The organism is Sinomicrobium halophytocola, assembly GCF_052983395.1.
In genome coordinates this window covers 36,797-56,710 of the sequence record NZ_JBRKIT010000040.1, presented here as the reverse complement: position 1 = coordinate 56,710, position 19,914 = coordinate 36,797, and the positions used below count along the sequence as shown (strand labels likewise).

General features: G+C 41.1%; 16 protein-coding genes and 3 pseudogenes. 17 read left to right on the top strand and 2 right to left on the bottom strand.

What is annotated here, in order from left to right; all coding sequences use genetic code 11:
- The first annotated feature begins 31 nt into the window (after positions 1-31).
- The 11 genes and pseudogenes from ACVBDY_RS17110 (at position 32) to ACVBDY_RS17060 (ending at position 13,569) form a co-directional block, all read left to right on the top strand.
- Positions 32-1,078: a family 43 glycosylhydrolase gene (locus ACVBDY_RS17110; RefSeq protein WP_447176672.1), complete on the top strand. Its 1,047-nt coding sequence runs from the start codon at positions 32-34 to the stop codon at positions 1,076-1,078.
- A gap of 1,088 nt (positions 1,079-2,166) precedes the next feature.
- Positions 2,167-3,435 (top strand): hypothetical protein, encoded by a 1,269-nt coding sequence (locus ACVBDY_RS17105; RefSeq protein WP_447176671.1) that lies wholly within the window; start codon positions 2,167-2,169, stop codon positions 3,433-3,435.
- Positions 3,436-3,519: 84 nt separating this feature from the next.
- A complete protein-coding gene (locus tag ACVBDY_RS17100) occupies positions 3,520-3,723 on the top strand; it encodes a glycoside hydrolase family 95-like protein (protein ID WP_447176922.1) in 204 nt (67 codons plus the stop codon).
- A 12-nt stretch (positions 3,724-3,735) separates the two neighbouring features.
- Complete coding sequence (locus ACVBDY_RS17095) at positions 3,736-6,024, top strand: GH92 family glycosyl hydrolase (protein WP_447176670.1); 2,289 nt, start codon at positions 3,736-3,738, stop codon at positions 6,022-6,024.
- A 489-nt stretch (positions 6,025-6,513) separates the two neighbouring features.
- Positions 6,514-6,711 (top strand): annotated as a pseudogene (locus tag ACVBDY_RS17090) (hypothetical protein); the annotation flags it as partial.
- Between the two features lie 34 nt (positions 6,712-6,745).
- The gene (locus ACVBDY_RS17085) at positions 6,746-7,267 is read left to right on the top strand and encodes a hypothetical protein (protein ID WP_447176669.1); all 522 of its coding nucleotides are present in this window, start codon (positions 6,746-6,748) and stop codon (positions 7,265-7,267) included.
- 715 nt (positions 7,268-7,982) lie between these two features.
- On the top strand, positions 7,983-8,660 hold the full coding sequence (locus ACVBDY_RS17080; RefSeq protein ID WP_447176668.1) for a response regulator transcription factor: 678 nt from the start codon (positions 7,983-7,985) through the stop codon (positions 8,658-8,660).
- Complete coding sequence (locus ACVBDY_RS17075; RefSeq protein ID WP_447176667.1) at positions 8,661-9,923, top strand: sensor histidine kinase; 1,263 nt, start codon at positions 8,661-8,663, stop codon at positions 9,921-9,923. It abuts the gene before it with no gap.
- A 238-nt stretch (positions 9,924-10,161) separates the two neighbouring features.
- Positions 10,162-12,042, top strand: coding sequence for an LTA synthase family protein (locus ACVBDY_RS17070; RefSeq protein ID WP_447176666.1), 1,881 nt, complete (start codon positions 10,162-10,164; stop codon positions 12,040-12,042).
- A 5-nt stretch (positions 12,043-12,047) separates the two neighbouring features.
- Positions 12,048-12,935 (top strand): diacylglycerol/lipid kinase family protein, encoded by an 888-nt coding sequence (locus ACVBDY_RS17065; RefSeq protein WP_447176665.1) that lies wholly within the window; start codon positions 12,048-12,050, stop codon positions 12,933-12,935.
- Positions 12,936-12,984: 49 nt separating this feature from the next.
- Positions 12,985-13,569: a phosphatase PAP2 family protein gene (locus tag ACVBDY_RS17060; protein ID WP_447176664.1), complete on the top strand. Its 585-nt coding sequence runs from the start codon at positions 12,985-12,987 to the stop codon at positions 13,567-13,569.
- A gap of 115 nt (positions 13,570-13,684) precedes the next feature.
- On the opposite strand, the pseudogene ACVBDY_RS17055 reads toward ACVBDY_RS17060, so the two are convergent.
- A pseudogene (locus tag ACVBDY_RS17055) lies at positions 13,685-13,780 on the bottom strand (AraC family transcriptional regulator); the annotation flags it as partial.
- Between the two features lie 17 nt (positions 13,781-13,797).
- Entirely contained in the window at positions 13,798-15,912 is a 2,115-nt protein-coding gene (locus ACVBDY_RS17050; RefSeq protein ID WP_447176663.1) for a sigma 54-interacting transcriptional regulator, read from the bottom strand.
- 572 nt (positions 15,913-16,484) lie between these two features.
- On the opposite strand from ACVBDY_RS17050, the pseudogene ACVBDY_RS17045 reads away from it, so the two are divergent.
- The 6 genes and pseudogenes from ACVBDY_RS17045 to ACVBDY_RS17020 form a co-directional block, all read left to right on the top strand.
- A pseudogene (locus ACVBDY_RS17045) lies at positions 16,485-16,553 on the top strand ((4Fe-4S)-binding protein); the annotation flags it as partial.
- Between the two features lie 156 nt (positions 16,554-16,709).
- Entirely contained in the window at positions 16,710-16,925 is a 216-nt protein-coding gene (locus tag ACVBDY_RS17040; RefSeq protein ID WP_447176662.1) for a GNAT family N-acetyltransferase, read from the top strand.
- 30 nt (positions 16,926-16,955) lie between these two features.
- The gene (locus ACVBDY_RS17035; RefSeq protein ID WP_447176661.1) at positions 16,956-17,714 is read left to right on the top strand and encodes an SDR family NAD(P)-dependent oxidoreductase; all 759 of its coding nucleotides are present in this window, start codon (positions 16,956-16,958) and stop codon (positions 17,712-17,714) included.
- A 23-nt stretch (positions 17,715-17,737) separates the two neighbouring features.
- The gene (locus tag ACVBDY_RS17030; RefSeq protein ID WP_447176660.1) at positions 17,738-18,577 is read left to right on the top strand and encodes a pirin family protein; all 840 of its coding nucleotides are present in this window, start codon (positions 17,738-17,740) and stop codon (positions 18,575-18,577) included.
- Between the two features lie 57 nt (positions 18,578-18,634).
- Positions 18,635-19,549 carry a pirin family protein gene (locus tag ACVBDY_RS17025; protein WP_447176659.1) on the top strand — a complete coding sequence of 305 codons (915 nt, stop codon included), beginning with the start codon at positions 18,635-18,637 and terminating at the stop codon, positions 19,547-19,549.
- Positions 19,550-19,695: 146 nt separating this feature from the next.
- A complete protein-coding gene (locus ACVBDY_RS17020; protein WP_447176658.1) occupies positions 19,696-19,893 on the top strand; it encodes a hypothetical protein in 198 nt (65 codons plus the stop codon).
- Positions 19,894-19,914: the final 21 nt, after the last annotated feature.

The following is a 19,914-nucleotide window of genomic DNA, read 5'->3' as shown; positions in this document are numbered from 1 at the left end:
AAATTACGGAATACTCTAATTTTAATTATTTATGAAAATCACACGAATAAAAAAAGAAAAATTTGCGATGCTAACGGTTGTGGCCTTCCTCACTGCTATGGGATGCAAGGAATCGGCAAGAAAAGATAAGGAAGCTGATGCTCAGGAAACTGCTCAAGCTGAAGTTAAGGAGAAAGCACAAAATCCTATTTTTAGAAATATATTCACGGCAGATCCCTCGGCCCATGTGTGGGAAGATGGCCGGTTGTATGTATATCCATCGCATGATATAGCACCGCCTAGAGGTTGCGATCTTATGGATCAATATCATGTGTACTCTACGGACGATATGATACAGTGGAAAGACCATGGGGAAATACTTTCTTCCGAGGATGTGCCATGGGGAAGGGAAGAAGGAGGTTTTATGTGGGCCCCGGATTGTGCCTATAAGGGCGGAACCTATTATTTCTATTTTCCGCATCCCAGCGGAAGTGAATGGGATACTACCTGGAAGATCGGCGTTGCAACCAGTAAATACCCGGATAGGGATTTTAAAGTCAAGGGTTATATTAAAGGTTTGGACCCCATGATAGATCCCTGCGTATTTATAGACGATGACGGGCAGGCTTATCTCTATTATGGAGGCGGTGCAAGATGCCAGGGAGGAAAGCTAAAGGACAACATGATGGAAATTGATGGAGAGATGCAGCCGATGGAGGGACTGGTAGACTTTCATGAAGCCAGCTGGGTACATAAGAAAGGAGACACGTACTACCTTTCATATTCTGATAATCACGATGAAGAGGAGAAACATAACCGCATGAGATACGCCACAAGTAAAAGCCCTTTAGGTCCCTGGGAGCATCGGGGTATCTATATGGAACCTACGGATAGTTATACCAATCACGGCTCTATTGTTGAATTTAAGGGGAAATGGTATTCCTTTTATCACAATAGTAAGCTCTCCGGCGGACATGACTGGCTCAGATCCGTTTGTGTAGATGAACTTTTCTACAATCCGGACGGGACCATTAAGATGGTTAAGCAAACCCTGGACCCTGACATGGCAGAATTACCCTGGAAGGAAGGTGCTAATTAACGTAGGTTTGGCATAGGTAAAAGCGTCATTGTGCACCCTGCCATAAGCCTGGTGTGGCAATCTCCTGGGGTATAAAGGTAAACGCAAATCCGCAAGGAGACTGTTGCACTACGTTCGCAGTGACAATTGTCCGTAGGTTTATAATCAAATTCCGGGATTAGGTATACATCAGAATTTAAATGATTACAAAATAAGTGATAACCCGTTGTCAAGAGCTGGCTATTCAATAAACAGGTTTGTCAAAAGGGATGGGGAAAGGCTCCCTTCCCTTTTTTTGATTCCTGGAAAAGATAAATAATGTTTAGAGATATTCTATAATTTTTTACAGATCACTAGTACATATTCCCCGTGTAACTCAAAATGATAATATGGTCTTTTTTTGGTGAATTTTTAATGATGTAGTATGAAACCAGAATTTAAAATAAAAAATACGCATAAATTAAGCGGGAATTAATCTTTTTTTTAGCATTAATTATATTAAAATTAAGCATATCCTCCTTTATTTGTTTCCAAAACCAGACGGATTGTAATGTCAGTGAATTTCCTGCCGGTAATTTGTTTTAAAACCTTTTATGAAGTATTAAAGCGGAAGCACGAGGGATCGAGCGGCTATTTTGCTCTGATCCCCTAAAAGGAAAATTAATATGAAACCAACTTAACACGGAATAATTTGATATATGAAAACCGAGGTTCTTTCTATCAGGAGAAATCCTGATATTATGCGAAAGTTATGTTCTTTAACATTACTTTGTTTCTTTGCAACGGCATCGCCACTTTTTGCACAGGCGCAAAAACGGTTTCCGGAGTGGTTTATGATGAGAGTGGCCAGCCTGTATCCGGCGCTATAGTGATGTAGCGGAAATTTCAACTACTTGACAACAAGGGGTTCAAGGCATTGCAAGACAATAATATCGTTGAAGTAGAGGAGTACTTGGTAAAAGCTGATGCCATGTATTCCGGTCACGCATTGTGCAATTATTACCTCGGGTCTGTTTGTTACCAAAAAAGGAATTTTGGTAAAGCAGCTTTTTATTTTTCAAAAGTGCAGGGCATGGAAAATTATGTAGTTAAAAAAACGGGAAATAGAAATGATGAACAAGGAAATAATACTAAAAACTAAACCTGGTATATTGTTATTCACGGTGTTGTTGTTCTGTCTCCAGTATATTTCGGGACAGGAAACAGGAAAATTTTATTTTGATAAAAACGGGATCTCGCAAAAGGTCCTGGAAAATTACCTGGATCGGGCGGTGACCATGGTTTATTTTCTGATGCCCGAAAAACCCGAGGGGAAGAGGCAGTATCCTTTCCACGATGATGATGTCCGTTTGATCAAAAACATTCATCCCAAATTCATAGGTAGATCCATTTATAGGTGGGGAGGAGAAGCCCTGCTAAATAAACCTTCCTTTTGGGAGAATGCACGGAAATGGGTAGATACTATTCACAATTTTGACCCGGAGATCATCTTCCAGGGATGCCTGTTTGAAATTGTTACAGAAGAAGTTAATAAGGTTCAGGTGCCGGAATGGGTTTTTGAAGATTTCGGAACCTCCTCGGAGAACAGGACTTTCAATTATAAAAGAATGCTCAATAAAGACGGCATTTATGTAGATCATTGGCGTAAAGGAAGCAGTGTTCCCGATATTTCAAGAATTGAAACACAAATGTGGTTCTATTACCTGGCAGCCTCCTATATCCGGATCGGGTGCGAAGCCTTCCACCTGGGGCAGATTGAGCTTATTGGAATGAACGATCCCCAAAGGGAGTCCTGGGCTTTTATAATTTCCAAGATAAGGAAATATGCCTCCGAAAATGCCCGTAGAAACCGGGTGCTTCTGGATGCCCATGTTCCCTATCACGGAATGCTGAAAAACGGCAAAAGCCTGATTGATTTTAACTCATTTCCCTTACGCATCAAGGAAACTCCCGAATCTTTTCTCGGGGGAGAGCTGAAAGTGGGCTACTTGGATGCACTTTACACAAAAAGTATGGGATGCTACAGCCCAAGCGGCTGGAAATGTAAAAGCCTTCCCTACCTGGTAGAGTTCGACAATTACGGGAGGGGTGAACATCCGAATGTAGCAGATATGACATCCCATTTTGTATGGGGGTGGGACGAAATATCCTGGTTTTCACTACAAGAAGAAGCTGATAGGAACAAATGGCTGGATTACGCTTACCACTGGATTAAAAAGATAGATCCGCAAGGACATTTACAGATGCCTGTGAACCGTATGATATCGTGCCCCAATGCGAGTGCCGGTAGTTACAGGGCCAACACAAAATCTGAAAACTGTCCTGTTGGATATTCACAGGAAGAAGCTATCAAAAAATTATGGAAAGTTGAAAATTGATAAAAATTAATAGATGAAAGGCAGCAACTATTTTAGATCACCATTAACCCTGGCTATTATACTATTTGCGTTGTTTACCGGTGAATTTCCATAGGCGAAATATCCGGGTTGTTGGCCAGGGGAGGCTTTGAAATAGGATTAAAATGGGAGAAAAAACAATTACAGGAGGTTCGTGTCTTAGCTAAGCAAACCGGGGTATTGGTGATACAATATAGCGATAAGCGTTTTCAGCAAAGAATAAAAAAAGGTACTTCCATCAAATTAAACAAGAACCTAATTCGAATATAATTAAATAAAACAATGAAGGAATATTTTAAAACACCGGCTGCTTTGTTACTGCTGTTCATAATGATGAGTTGTACGGGTAGCAGTGAGAAAAACGAAGGCGTTTCGGAGGTCCTGGAGCCGGTAGACTATGTAAATCCGTATATGGGAAATATCAGTCATATGCTGGTGCCCACATTTCCGACGATCCATTTGCCGAACAGTATATTGCGGGTTTACCCCGAAAGGCGTGATTACAATGGCGACCGATTACACGGATTACCCTTGATAGTCACAAGTCACAGAGGAAGTTCCGCCTTCAACCTGAGTCCGTATAAGGGTTCGGAATTTGACTTAAAACCGGTGATGGATTATTCTTATGACCAGGAAAAGATCACTCCTTATTCCTACCGGGTTTATCTGGATGATCAGGATATCTCCATAGATTTCGGGCTCTCCCATCAATCGGGGATGTATGAGATCTCATTCGGAAATGATAAGGCGAATACGTACCTGGTCCTGAATTCCAAAAACGGGCTTTTAGAATGGGATGGTTCCGCTTTTTCCGGTTATCAAAATCTTGCAAACAATACAAAAGTATATCTGTACCTGCAACCCGAAGAACTCCCGAAACAGGTTTCCGTACTGAAAAACGGGGCCAGTGCGGCCGGACATCATGCCGATGGGAAAAATGCCTGTTTAATTATGGAATACCCGGGAGGACTAAAACAAATGCGGATAAGATATGGTGTTTCCTTTATTGATGAACAACAGGCGAAGGCCAATCTGGAACGGGAATTAAAGAACATATCACTCAAAGAGTTGCAAAATCTAGGAAAGGATATTTGGAATGAGGCTTTGGGGAAGATCAGGGTACGAGGCGGCCAGGCGAGTGATCGAAACGTTTTTTATACCTCCCTGTACCGTTGTTATGAAAGGCCGGTATGTATTTCCGAGGACGGCCGGTATTACAGCGCATTTGACGGGAAGGTGCACCAGGACCACGGAAGGGATTTTTATACCGACGACTGGATATGGGATTCTTACAGAGCCCATCACCCCCTGCGGATTCTCATTGACCCGGAAAAGGAGCAGGATATATTAAACTCATTTGTTTTGATGTCAGAACAAATGGATGATTTTTGGTTGCCCACGTTTCCTGAAATTACCGGGGACAGCCGTCGTATGAACTCCAATCACGGCGTTGCAGCTATCATAGATGCACATAGAAAAGGGCTGCAGGGTTTTGACCTGGAAAAAGCCTATAAAGCGGCCAAAGGGGCAATTACAGAAAAAACACTGGCGCCATGGTCGGGTAAACCTGCTGGATGGCTGGATGTTTTTTATAAAGAAAAGGGATATATACCGGCCCTATATCCCGGCGATGAAGAGACGGTCCCGGAAGTCAACGATTTTGAAAAGCGGCAGCCTGTGGCCGTCTCTTTGGGAACGGCTTACGATCAATGGTGTCTATCTCAAATAGCCAAAGAACTTCGCAAGGAAGAAGATTACAGGTATTTTTTGAAAGCATCGTATAATTATCGAAAATTATTTAATGCGCAAACACTGTTCTTTCACCCTAAAGACAAGGAAGGGAAGTTTATTGAACCCTTTGATTATGTATTTTCAGGCGGGTTGGGGGCAAGGAATTATTACGGTGAGAACAATGCGTGGACCTATCGTTGGGATGTACAGCATAATGTTGCCGACCTGATAGCACTAATGGGCGGAAGGGAATCCTTTATGCTTAACCTCGATGCCATGTTTTCCGAACCTATGGGAAAAGGAAAATCTCAGTTCTATGCCCAGCTCCCCGATCAAACAGGGAATGTCGGGCAATTCAGCATGGCAAACGAACCGTCTTTGCACATACCTTATTTATATAATTATGCGGGGGCCCCGTGGAAAACCCAGAAAAGAATACATAAGCTTATAGATACCTGGTTCAGAAATGACCTTATGGGGGTTCCCGGGGATGAAGACGGGGGCGGGATGTCGGCCTTTGTGGTATTTTCCCAGCTGGGCTTATACCCGGTAACCCCGGGCCTACCGGTTTATAATATCGGGAGCCCTTTTTTTGAAAAAAGTACTGTTCGATTAGAGAACGGAAATGAATTTACTATTATAGCGGAAAATTATTCCAAGGAGAATAAATACATACAGGCTGCGACCTTAAATGGGGAACCGTGGAATAAGCCCTGGTTTACCCATCACGATCTTGAACGGGGAGGTGTACTTAAGCTGCAAATGGGAAATAAAGCAAACAGGCAATGGGGGAGTGACCCCGGTCAGGCCCCTCCTTCTTCCGAACCGTTAATTCAATAACCTAACTAAGACAATCAGAACCTATGAAAACGAAGGCTCCCCATACACTCGGTAAAAAATAAAGCTCGTTCCTCTTATAGACGTACCCCTGTTTTTTTACACGGATGCCAAAACAAGTCGACCGTACTTCCTTACTTGGATACCGATAAAGATTTTTCCTCCCGGGTAGATGACCTGCTGGGGCGAAAGACCTTAGTGGAAAAGATCAGTATGATGTATAACGACAGCTCAGGAGTCCCGAGGTTAGGAATTTCAAAATATAACCGATGGAACGAATGTCTGCACGGGGTCGCAAGGGCTGGGGAAGCAACTGTTTTCCCCAGGCTATAGTATAGGTCTGTCGGCCAGTTTTGATGAGGGGCTTATAAAAGAAGTGGCGACGGTTATATCTGATGAAGCCAGGGAGTAAGGGAAATATAAATTGGCCTTACCTTTTGGTCACCGAACATAAATATTTTCAGGGACCCAAGATAAGTAAGGGAACAGGAAACCTATGGAGGAGATCCGTTCCTTACCTCGAGAATGGGTGTGAATTTCATCAAAGGATTACAGGGAGAAGATCCCAAGTATTTAAAACTGGTGGCCATGGGCAAACATTTTGCAGTTCATAATGGCCCCGAGATATCAAGACATAGCGATGATTTTGATGTTTCCGATAAGGATTTAAACCTACCTACCTGTCTTTAATGCCGCTGTAACGGAAGCTCATGTCGAATCCGTAATGCCTGCCTATAATGCTTTTCGCGGGGTGCCCTGTTATGGCAATAATGCATTACTGGATACTATCTTAAGGAAAAAATCGAATTTCCAGAGAGATATAGTTTCCGACAGCGGTGCAATTCCCGATTTTTATCGCGAAGGTGCTCATCAGGTGGTTATTACTTTGTTGACTATTCCCGCTTTCCTGACGGGGGAGGTGGCCGAAGAAACCGTTGAACATTTACAGGATGTATCCGAACCCTATATAGAGGCTCATGAAGACTTGGCGGGAGTTGCTTTTTGGTTAATGATAGGCACAGGTGGAATGGCCTTATTTACCTTCTTTGTTTCGACGATGCGAAATAACCGGAATATCATATTAAAAATGATCACTGTACTACTCGCTGTCGGAACTTTTGTGATTATGATTATGGTGGAAAACTATGGAGGGAGAATCCGGCACAGTGAATTGAGTAAACAGTCCGTCATCCAAAATTCCAACGAATTCAGGCGTCTCTATGGTCATTGTTTATTATTAAATTAAAAGTAAAAGCCCTGCTCCCGGTTACTTTAGTTTCTATAAACTTTGGCCACGGATACACGAATAATGACCAAACACCCCATAATATAGTCGTGTATCTGTGGCAAACCAGACTTTAAGTCTAACGCAAATAGATGATTTTTAGATTAATATTGATTTATTTTTACAGAAACATTAAATCCATGTGGTGCTTTACCTTCTTTATATTCTCTTTAGAATTCCCGTTTATATTTACCGGGTATTTATAAAAAAGAAAGCTGGCCTAATGCCGAAAAGGGGGTAAATAAAAATATACAATGCCTGTTACGATATTCTTTTCAGGTTTATCTTCTTCGGGGATTTTTACGGTCGGTGCACAAAGAAACCTTGTAATTAACCTGGTACAAGAGAGGTATAGCAGGAAACATTGTGGCTGCCGGAACCGGATTTATAATGACCAATATTGGTTTAGTGATGTCGTGGCAGGGGCGGGAATCGGTATATTGAGCACTAAAATTGCGTATTGGATTCATTCCCTGATGAATGAAAGGATTCTTAAGAAAAACATAAAAAACACATTTGCGATACATTGGTTTTTCCCTTTTATAATGGAAAACAGGCAGGAGTCGGAACTGTAATTAGGTTTTAGTGAAAATAACAATAACTGGATTTCCGGAAAAAAAGAGTGCAGTTAAGAAATCTGTATAAAATTTGAACAGGAAACACTAACTTTAGTTTCATGAAAGTATTAATAGCAGAAGATGAACTTTCTTTGCGTGAGTCTATTGCGGTTTACCTGAAAAAAGAAAGCTATGTATGTGAGACGGCAGTAGATTATAATGAGGCTTCCTATAAACTTTCTTTGTATACTTATGATGTTATTGTACTAGACATTAACCTTATTACCGGTAGCGGTATTGATTTACTGAAAACCCTTAAAAAAGATGGGGATTCCAATACCGCAGTCATTATTGTGTCGGCGAATAATTCCCTGGATGACAAACTGGAAGGATTAGACCTCGGGGCTGATGATTACCTTACCAAACCTTTTCACCTGGCCGAGTTAAACTCCAGGATAAGGGCTATTCTGAGAAGGCAGAAATTCGGAGGCGGACATTTATTTACATTTAATGAAATTACCGTGGATACAGCAGCTCAGCAGGTCTGGCTAGAGGGCAAGGAAGTTATTTTGACTAAAAAGGAATATCACCTGTTACTCTTTTTTATGACCAATAAAAACAGGGTACTTTCCAAGGAAATTATAGCCGAACACCTGTGGGGAGATCACAGTGACCTGGTGGATAATTTTGATTTTATCTATGTCCATATCAATAATTTGCGAAAAAAACTTACCCTTGTAGGTGCCCGATATATCAAGACGGCCTATGGAAGTGGATATAAATTTACGGAAGACTAAATGCACAAAACAAACAAAAAAATAGGACTTCTCCAGAAAACCTCAAGGATCTTTATTCTTTTGAGTCTCCTGCTTATGTGTTCCAGTTCGGTAGTCTTATATTTTTATGTCCGGAAGATATTGCAAAAGGAGATTGAAGAAGAGCTATATGCCATTACTGCCCGGATTGAAAATAGTCTGCTCAAAGGAAATCTTCCATATATCATGCCTCCTGTGGTAGAAGTGAGTGAGGCCAGTAAGGTGGTCCCCGAAATTCTCAAGGATACCCTGATTTATGACGATACACAGCAAGATATGGAGTTATTCCGGGAGCTTTCCAGTTTTAAGCAGATAGGAAATAAGGTATATAAAGTTACGGTGAGGGATTATGTTCTGGAATCTCAGAATATATTATTAGCGATTGTGCTTTCTTACGTGTTGATTATTGCCTTGGTTCTCATATTGTTATTCTACCTGAATCGCGCCGGAAATGCTTACTTGTGGAACCCTTTTTTCCATACGTTGGCACAGATAGAAAAGTTTTCCCTTACGGGAAAGGAGTCTATTGCGTTGGAAAACCCTGATATTCTTGAATTCACTCAATTGAATGACAAGATCAGGGATTTGACAAGGAAAGTTCGGGATGATTATCACAACTTAAAACAGTTCACCGAAGATGTATCTCACGAATTGCAAACTCCGCTGAGCATCATTCAGATGAAAGTGGATCATGTTATTAACGCAGCACCAGTAAGTGAAGAACAATACCAGCAGCTTACTTCGATACAAAAGGACATAAAAAGGCTTACCCAAATGAACAAAGGACTCACCCTGCTCACCAAAATTGAAAACAGCCAATTTGCCGCTATCCGTGAGATTGATTTTAATACTATGATACAGGGAAAAATTACAGATTTTGAGGAGCTTTTTGGAGATAAAATATACATAGACTCTACCAGAGATCTTATCGTTGAAATGAATGATTACCTGGCCGAAATTCTTTGTAATAACCTGATTTCGAATGCTATTAAATATTGTTCGAAGAAGGGGGAAATTACGATCGGAATTTCATCCTATGCTTTTACCGTAAAAAACACCGGAAATGCCCCTATAGTACATTCCGAACAGGTTTTTAACCGGTTTTACAGGGAGAACAGCAGTGCGAAGTCCACAGGTCTGGGCCTGGCTATTGTGAAGAAAATATGCGACCTGTACGGGTTTAAAATATCCTATGCTTTTAGTGATGGTATGCATGTGTTTACGGTAGATTTTTCTGGTAATTAGGATATCTAAGGGAAATCCCGGTTTTCTTTTGGTAGTTGGGATGATTTTCTGGATCAAATAATATGTTGGCATACGGGGAAGTGAACTTTAATTTTTCTTTAGATTCTCCTGCTAACTTTACCTCTGAATTCAGATGTAATTTAATATGAGGTACGATTTCTTTCCCCGACGCTTTTCCTTACTTAAAGTGTTTGCATTGTTCTTTTTAGGACTCTCTTTTACAATTCGCTGTAGTTTTTTGTTTTGGAATTTTTCGGAAGCAGATACCGGTATTGCAGACGTATTACAAATATTTTTCCGGGGAGCATTCTTTGATATCGGAACCCTTTCTTTTTTTGCCTTCCCTTATGCCGTTTATCTGATGCTTCTTTCGGTCAGATGGGTGGGGAGCCTACCGGATCGTATAATTACCTATACAGGTTTTTCTTTAAGTATACTGCTTGTCTATTTTTCTTTTTTTGCCGAAGTTACGTTTTGGGATGAGTTCCATCGAAGGTTTAACTTTATTGCGGTAGACTACCTGATCTATACGTATGAGGTGGTCAAGAACATTAATGAATCCTACCCATTGCCCGTATTGATCACCTTTATGCTCGTGCTTACCGGGGTAACGATCTACCTGGTGGATAGAGTTTCTGTTTTTAAAAAGATTTTTTCTGCAACAGACATTTTAAAAACCAGGCTTTTGTACGGGCTACCATGGCTGATTATAGCCGTGCTTTTTACCTTTTTTATTTCTAATGAAGATGCTGAATGGTCTTCGAATCGGTATGATAATGAATTGTCCAAAGCCGGGATTTTTTCGTTTTTTGCTGCATTTCGCAATAATGAACTATCTTACCCGGAATTCTACCGGGTTCTTCCCAAAACAGAGGCATACAGCACTGTAGCAGCCACATACAAGGTTCGTGATAAAATTTCAGATGCCGAGAATAATCCTGTTTTCCGTGAAATAGCCCGACCTGATCCTTTACAGGAAGAAATGACACCTAATGTCATTTTTATCTGCGTGGAAAGCCTAAGCGCAAAATTCCTTGGAGCTTTCGGAAACCAGGATCACCTGACCCCCAACTTGGATAAACTATCAACAGAAGGAGTTCTGTTTACCAAGCTGTATGCAACGGGGACCAGGACGGTTCGGGGCATGGAAGCTATTGTCCTTTCTATTCCTCCGACTCCAGGGAGGAGTATCGTAAAAAGAAAGCGAAACCGAGGAATGTTTACCATTGGGGAGGTTTTTAAACAAAAAGGATATAGCCGGAGCTTTTTCTACGGTGGAGATGGCTATTTTGATAATATGAACGCCTTTTTTAGCGGAAACGGTTTTGACATAGTAGACAGGGGAAGGGGATTCTTGATCGGGGACAATATACAAACCTCCAGGAGAAACATTGATGACAAAGATGTGACCTTTGAAAATGCCTGGGGTGTTTGTGATGAGGACCTTTTCGGAAAAGTAATAGAACAGGCCGATATTCAATTTGAAAACGGAGTCCCTTTCTTTAATTTTATTATGACGACCTCCAATCATAGACCCTATACCTACCCGGAAGGAAAAATAGACATTCCTTCGGGAACAGGAAGAAAAGGAGCTGTGAAATATACTGACTATGCCATTGGCCTGTTTATAGAAAAGGCCCGTAAAAAGCCCTGGTTTTCAAACACGGTGTTTGTAATTATGAGTGATCATTGTGCCAGTAGTGCGGGGCGCTGGGAACTGGATGTAAATAATTATCATATCCCGGCTATTATATATAATCTGCCCGGGCAGCAAGGGGAAACAATTCCGGATCTATGCTCGCAGATCGATTTGTTCCCCACCCTATTCGGCTATTTTAACTGGGCATATACGTCATCTTTTTTCGGACAGGACATAAGACATTTACTCCGGGAAGGAGAACGGACCTTTGTAGGCAATTACAGAAAACTGGGATTGCTTAAAGGAGACCGGATTATGATCCTCGGAGATCGGAAAACAGCTAACTTTTATCTGTGGAACCGGGACACCGATGAACTTCTGAAGCAAGAAACAGACCGGGATTTTCTCCTTCAGACCATTTCATTTTATCAGGTGGCGGATGATCTGTATACCAAAGGCAAACTCCACCTCAAAAACTAAGGGATATGAAGAAAATCCATTTCATCGTTAATCCTGTTGCAGGTCGAGGAAACAATAGGTTGAACCGGCAGTTATTATTGAGGTATTTTCCAGAAGATGAATATGACACTGTAGTAAAATATTCTTATAATAAAGGTCATGCCATTAAATTGACTCAAACATCAGTAGATCAGGGAGCTATTATTATTGTAGCTTGCGGGGGGGATGGGACTGTAAATGAGATAGCCTCCGTATTGGTAAATACCAACATCCTTTTGGGAATTATTCCGTTGGGTTCTGGTAATGGGTTGGCCTCTCATTTACACCTTCCAAGAAATGTAGAACTTGCATTGAAGGTCATTAAAAAACAGGTCTCTGCCCGGATTGATGTAGGATCTTGTAATGGTAAGTATTTCTTTAGTAATACAGGATTAGGATTTGATGCAGAAGTGATAAAGAGTTACGAAAGTTATGAAAGCCGTAAACTTATAACTTATATAAAAGCCTGTGCCAAAGTTTTTTTTCTGACAGATTCAAAAAGAACATTAGAGATAGCTATAGAAGGAGGAGCGGTCTACAAAAATCCATACTTGATTTTTGTATCCAATTCCAATGAGTTAGGATACCATATCAGCTTAACGCCGGAAGCATCACTTGATGACGGACTTCTTGACGTATTGATCGTTCCTCGTATGCCCGGCATACGGTTTATATGGTTTGGGATATTGATGGTATTGAAAAGGCATTTGAAACTAAAGGAGGTGGTTAATTATCAAACCGGGAAAATAAAACTTACCAGATGTGATGCCGGTTTTTTTAACCTGCAGATGGACGGAGAGTACAAAACATTAGGTCATCGTATCATAACTATTGAGCTGCTCCAGGCCTCTTTGTCGGTTATAAAGTCAAACTAAGGAGAAAAAGGAACGAAATAAATGTCAATATCTGCTAAACAAAGGTTCTATGTATAATATACCTGGTGATAAGATTCGGTTAAAGTGTATTCGTATTATAATTTATACGGTGATTCTTACCTGTTTGTTTTTAAATCCTGATAAGGGATATACCCAGGATAAAACAATAGAAGACTCGGGGAACGCCCTGCTTTTTTCTTTACCTGTAGTAGCTTTGGGATCTACATTCATTATTGGAGATAAAAAAGGTTCCTGGCAGTTTCTCAAGGGATTTGTAGTCAATGAAATAGTTACTTATGGACTAAAATCGGCCATTCACAAGCCCAGACCCAACGGGGCGAATAACCGGTCTTTCCCATCTGGACATACTTCAACTACTTTTCAAAGCGCAGCATTTATCCAAAAACGGTATGGCTGGAGGTACGGACTTCCGGCTTACGCTTTGGCAGTATGGACAGGCTATAGCAGAATCCAGGCTGATCAGCACGATCTCTTAGATGTCTTAGTGGGAGCAGTAATAGGAATAGGAAGCAGTTATGTATTTACCTCGGAGTACCCGGGAAAACATCTGGAACTTACCTTTTCTTCAAGTGGGAAAGAAGTATTAATAGGTTTTCGGTGCAGGTTTAAATGAATCTATACGGGGTCGAAGGTTCAAAATCTTATGTACAAAAAGTCCCCGGGAATAAAGACAGAATCCGTTTGCTTTTTTCGTTTAAAGTCATAGACTTTTATTCACAGTTGTATATCTAATTGAATGAAGTCCGAAACCCCAAGGGTGTTTGATTAGTCCTGTTTTTAAATAATTTGCTAAAAGATTGAGAGTATTCAAAACCGAGTTCAAAACCCCTCTAAATCCTTGTCATTTTAGACTGAATTTCTTTTCTATACCCAAACGTTTCATTTTAGCAAATAGGGTCTTGTCGTTCAAATTCAAAATTTTTGCAGCGCCACTTGGGCCTCCAACACGCCAATGGGTATGTTCCAGCACCTTGATAATATAATCCCTTTGATTGGCTTCAAATGATTTGAATTCATTGGAAAGAGGTGAATTTTCCTGTTCCGGAACCCAGTTGCCAGGGTTTAGGGTCGTGCCGTTTTCTATGATGACGGCACGTTCGATCAGATTTTCCAATTCACGGATATTGCCCGGAAAGTTGTAAGCCATAAGTCTTTCAACTGTTTGTGGCGCTAAGCGCTTGAAGGTCTTTCCGGCCTTTGGGGCATATTTTTCCAAAAAGTATTGGGCCAGTATCGGGATATCGGGTTTTCTGGCCCGCAAGGGGATATTGTGTATGGGGAATACGTTCAAACGATAATAAAGGTCTTCCCTAAACGTGCCTTCCCGTATCATTTCCTTTAAATCCCGATTCGTTGCGGTAATGATTCTCACATCGACCTTGATGGTCTTGGTACCGCCCAATTCATCGTATTCACCTTCCTGTATCACCCTGAGAAGCTTAGGTTGGAGTTCCAAGGGCAATTCCCCGATTTCATCAAGGAAGATGGTCCCGCCATCAGCGAGGGTAAACTTACCTTCCTTATGCGCAGTGGCCCCGGTAAAGGCCCCTTTTTTATGTCCGAACAGTTCGCTCTCCATGAGTTCTTTGGGCAGTGTGGCACAATTGACCTTGATCAACGGACGATTTCCCCTTTTGCTGTTGCTATGGATGGCACGGGCTAGCAATTCCTTTCCAGTGCCCGACTCGCCTGTGATCAATACTGTTGTATCCGTAGGGGCCACTTGTTCAACTTGTACAAGTACGCTTTTATAGGCCTCGCTACTGCTTATGATGTTTTTAAAGTTGATTCTATTACCAATTTCTTCCTGCAAATATTCATTTTCAATTTCGAGACGCTCCTTCAAGGTTTTTATTTCTTGCAGGGCCTCGTGCAATTCCAGGTCGCGCATTTTTTTTGCTGTGATGTCCTTTCCTACGGAACAGTTGTAATCCTGACCATTGAACCTTATATGGTTTGCCGTCACGTCAATGGGAAATTGTGTGTTATCCGCCCTTGGTAACAATCTTTCGAAACGCAGTGAGCCCTTATCGATGATTTTCTGAAATTGGGCGTCCCACCATTCCCGGCTGACCGCGGGATCTATATCAAATATTTTGGATCCGTCGAGTTTTTCCTTGCTGTACCCTAAATGTTTCATTAGGGATTTGTTATAATGTATTACATCCCCCTCTTTATTGTAGACAGCAATGAAATCCTGGGCATTTTCCATTATGGCCTTATAGAAACGTAAATCATCTTCTTTGTACTTTAATTCGGAAATATCTTGATAGATGCCAAATACCCTGTATATTTTGTTACCTTTTAAAATGGGCTTTGCAGCGGCCCTGACATACCGGGGCGGGGAATCGTTGGTTTCCAGTATTTCATCAAAGGCTGTCCCATTTCTGATCACTTCTCCCAACAAGGACCGGTAACGATCACTATCCTTGAACCTATGGATGACTTTTGGGGGCGTTAGCTCCTCCAAATCCTTGACCTTCAGAATATCCAGAGCGCAGGGAGTGGCCATGATGGACCCATCGAGCAAGGTCAACTCCCAGCCGCCGATATTTGCAATTTCAAAGGTGTTGTCTATGATCCTTTTATGAAAGCTGGGTTCTGTAAATTCTTTGGCAACGGCGCATATATAATTTTTTCCGTTATATGAGAATTTGTGAACGTATACCTCTACGTCGTAGAATCTACCCCTTTTGGTTTTGTGGACCGTGATAAAGTTCACACTTCCTTTTTCCATGACTTCTTGCCAATGATCTTTCCAGCCTTGTGGGGTCAGGGTCGTGTTGATATCCAGTACCGATAATTTGCCGCATTCCTTTCTGCTGTAGCCAATAGTGTTACAAAACTTCTCATTGGCATACACAAGTGTGGCATCCATATCTACCCAGATCACTTCATAGGGAAGTTGATCCATCAATTTTGCCTTTAGCTGAAACTCATCGATGATATCCTTCATTTTTCACAACATTTAATATAGCATAAAGGTAATTTAATTTCTCAAATAAGAGAATAATATGATATTGAGGAGTATGTATATTTTTTATTTTGACTATATATTATTGATTATCAGGCGCTTTATTTATGGCATAAAAATAGTCCTATTTGAGACAGATTGATTACCCAGATCAATAGTGCACACAGGTTATAGGATAGTCAGCAAACTAATAACAGTAACTAAATCGTAACAATCATGAACAAAACACCAAAAATTGGACTTGAAGGACTTCTTCGGCCCGCAGACAGCATCGTTTTGCTGATCGACCACCAACCATCAAATGGCTAATTTGAACAGTAACGAACCAACTATGATCGTCAACAATGTTGTAGGTCTGTATTAATTACAGGAACAAATAGTGGTTTTGGATGGCTTACAGCTAAAGCTGTTGCTTTATCTGGTCATAAGGCTTACGCTATAATGCGAGAAACCAATAGCAAAAATGCCGAAAAATCAAAAGAATCAATCTCAAAAAAATAATGGAAGCACATGAATATCTAAATAAAGAAATTACGCTTCTTTAGAAACCAGAATTATGTATTCACGCACGAGTTAGTGTAAAAACTTTATCAAATGTTTTTAACCCAAAAGCACGTCCGTGAACTAAAGCGGAGCAAGCAACCACAGAGGAACTTATTGATCAGGTTGCAAAATGGCCATCGGGAGCATAAAGTATAAAAAAGGAACTCAATAATTTTTAATCACGACAGCATTTATGGTGAAGTCCAGCTTTTTTCAGATGGTAAAAAGCAGAAAAGATGGATGTTTCCGTAAGAGATAGGAATTTTAGGGTATTCCATACAGTAATAAATCCTGGATACGAAGGAAGAGGTTTCGCAAAACTATTACTTGATCAATTGGTGCGTTATGCCAGGGAAAATAACCTAATGATCATACCGCTTGGTTATAAATACAACCGCAATCCGAATACAATAAAAGGCATTATCAAAAAAAATAGTCAAAGTAATTTTTAATAAATAAACATTTAAATTTTAAGAAGAGTTATGAAACGATTGGAAAATAAAGTAGCGATCATTACAGGTGGTGCAGGAGGTTTGGGGGCAGCAGAAGCCGTCCTGTTTGCTGACGAAGGTGCAAAAGTGTTGATAACCGATATTAAGGAAGAGGGTCTAAAGGACGTCTCCAATCAAATAACAGCTAGTGGCGGAACCGTCCATTATATGATACACGATGTCACCTCTGAGCAGGATTGGAATGAGGTTGTAAAAAAAGCGATTGAGCTCTATGGTGCGATTCATATTCTGGTGAATAATGCAGGGATTACCGGAAATATTATGCAGAGCTTGGAAGAAACATCCGTTGACGAGTTTAAAAAGGTCGTAGATATAAACCTGTTAAGTCAATTTATAGGAATCAAGGCTGTGGTGCCTCATATGAAAAAAAATAAAGGCGGATCAATCATCAATATATCTTCCATTGCAGGGATAGTCGGATCGGCTAAGGCCACAGCATACACAGCTTCTAAAGGTGCCGTAAGAAGTTTTACAAAAGGTGCTGCCGCCGAATTTGCCGGTGATAACATACGAGTTAATTCTGTCCATCCGGGATACGTTGATACACCGATGACCAAAGGTCTGCAAAATCCGGAAGAATTTAAGAAAATGGCAATTGGTATAACTCCTCTGGGGCGCGAAGCAGTTCCGGATGAAATTGCCTTAGGCGTACTTTACCTGGCATCTGATGAATCAAGCTATACTACCGGTTCAGAAATGGTAATAGATGGTGGTAATACAGCGGTTTAATATAAAATCTTGAAAATAAGAATATGATCCAACGAGAAATTCAAAACAAGTGGTCGGTGATCCCACAGCGAAACAGCCCTATCCACAAACAGAACCTCGTCTTGCCAGCCGAAAAATGGGAGGTATTTGACCCGTTTTTGATTATGGCCGAAGACAATATGAAAAAGGGTGCATTCGATCATCATCCACACCGGGGAATCGAAACGGTTACGTATATGATCGATGGTGTACTTCGGCACCGCGATAACCAAGGCAATACAGGAGAACTAAGAAAAGGAGACGTACAGTGGATGACGGCAGGTAAAGGTATCCTGCATATAGAAGAGGCTCAGGAAGAAGGCTTTGCACATTTACTTCAGTTGTGGGTTAACTTACCTGCGGAACACAAAATGGTTGAGCCTAGGTATCAGGAAATTATTCACACCGAGGCACCCGTACGCAAAGAAAACGGAGCTGAAATAAAAGTAATTTCCGGATCTTCCGGAGGTGTTGCTTCACACACAAAAAACTATGCACCTGTAACAATGGTTGAAATTACCCTACAGGCAGCGCATACCGTTCTGCAGGATTTTCCGGCTGATTTCAATGGCTTTATTTATGTTATAGCCGGTGCCGGTATTTTTGGTGCAAATAAAGTAGCCGGTAAAAAGAACGATGTTCTTTGGCTTAAACCATCCGCTGACGAAGCCAGTGAAGTTGAATTATATGCTACCGAACCACTTTTGTGTGTAGTGATAGCGGGAAAACCTTTAAGAGAGCCAGTTGCGGCAAAAGGTCCTTTTGTAATGAATACCGAGGAGCAGATAAAGCAAGCCTTTAAGGATTTCAGGGAAGGCAGGTTTGGGGAGTGGCCCAAAAAATAAAGTGTATATGCGGTTATCATAGATTTTAAAAAGAGTTTAATTATTAGAATATTCATTATGCTTGATATTGTTATAGAAGCTAGAAAGGCCGAAATTTCTCCAGGTTTTGCGGTTAAACGCATCCTTCCCTATCGGCTTCATAGAATGATAGGCCCCTTTAGTTTTATGGATCATGGCGGGCCATTAACTATGCCATCAGGACCAGTAAGTAGTCTTGATGTATTGCCGCATCCGCATATCGGATTATCTACAGTCAGTTACTTATTCAGTGGGAATGTAACCCATAGAGATAGCCTTGGCGTGGAGCAGGTGGTAAAACCGGGAGAGGTAAACTGGATGACTGCCGGAAAGGGCATTGTACATAGTGAACGTTTTGAAGATCCTGCAATGCTGGCCGGAGGTGAACTTGAAATGATACAAACCTGGGTAGCACTGCCTGAAAAAGATGAGGAAAGTGATCCTACTTTTGAGAACTATCAGCCGGAACAATTACCTGTTTTTACAGATACGGGTATTTGGATGCGTCTAATTGCAGGAGAAGCCTACGGCCTGAAAAGTAATGTGAAGACGCATTCCCCTTTATTTTATTTACACGTGGTACTGGAACAAGGGGTTCGCTTTGGTTTGCCAATTGGATACAGCGAGAGAGGTGTATACATCGTAAAAGGTAGCGTTGAAGTAAATGGGATTATTTATCAGCCCGGTCAGTTAATGGTTTTCACAAAAGGGGTTGATCCGTTAATTATCGCAAAGGAACAAAGCACTGTGATGATGCTTGGGGGAGAACATCTGGGGCACCGGTATATTTGGTGGAATTTCGTTTCCAGCCGAAAAGATAGGATTGAACAAGCTAAAGAAGACTGGAAACAAGGTCGAATAAATTTACCTCCAATGGATAATAAAGAATTTGTGCCTTTGCCTGATGACAAAACAAAACCGGCCGGAGGTCCTCCTCCCAATGCCCTTTCTTAAACAATCTTCAATTTCAAGAGATAACAATTTGCAGCCATTAACAGGTTCTTCTATTGGAAAGCGGTGTCCTTGCATCAAGAAGTATTTAAGAACAATTAAAATAAAAAAATGGAAATAGGAAAAGATAAGTTTTGCATCTGCCATGTATGGTAGTAAAACCCTTAGCAGCGAGTGCAGATGCTATGGAACAGTTACTGGATCGGATCATATTGGCCGATGAAGCAGCCCTTGATGTTTTTGGTATCGGAGAGCATCATAAAAAAGAGTTTCTTGATTCGGCTCCAGCCGTAATCCTATCTACGGCAACCGCAAGGACCAAGCCGATTCGTCTTATCATACTTTAACTTAAAATAAACTTAAATGTC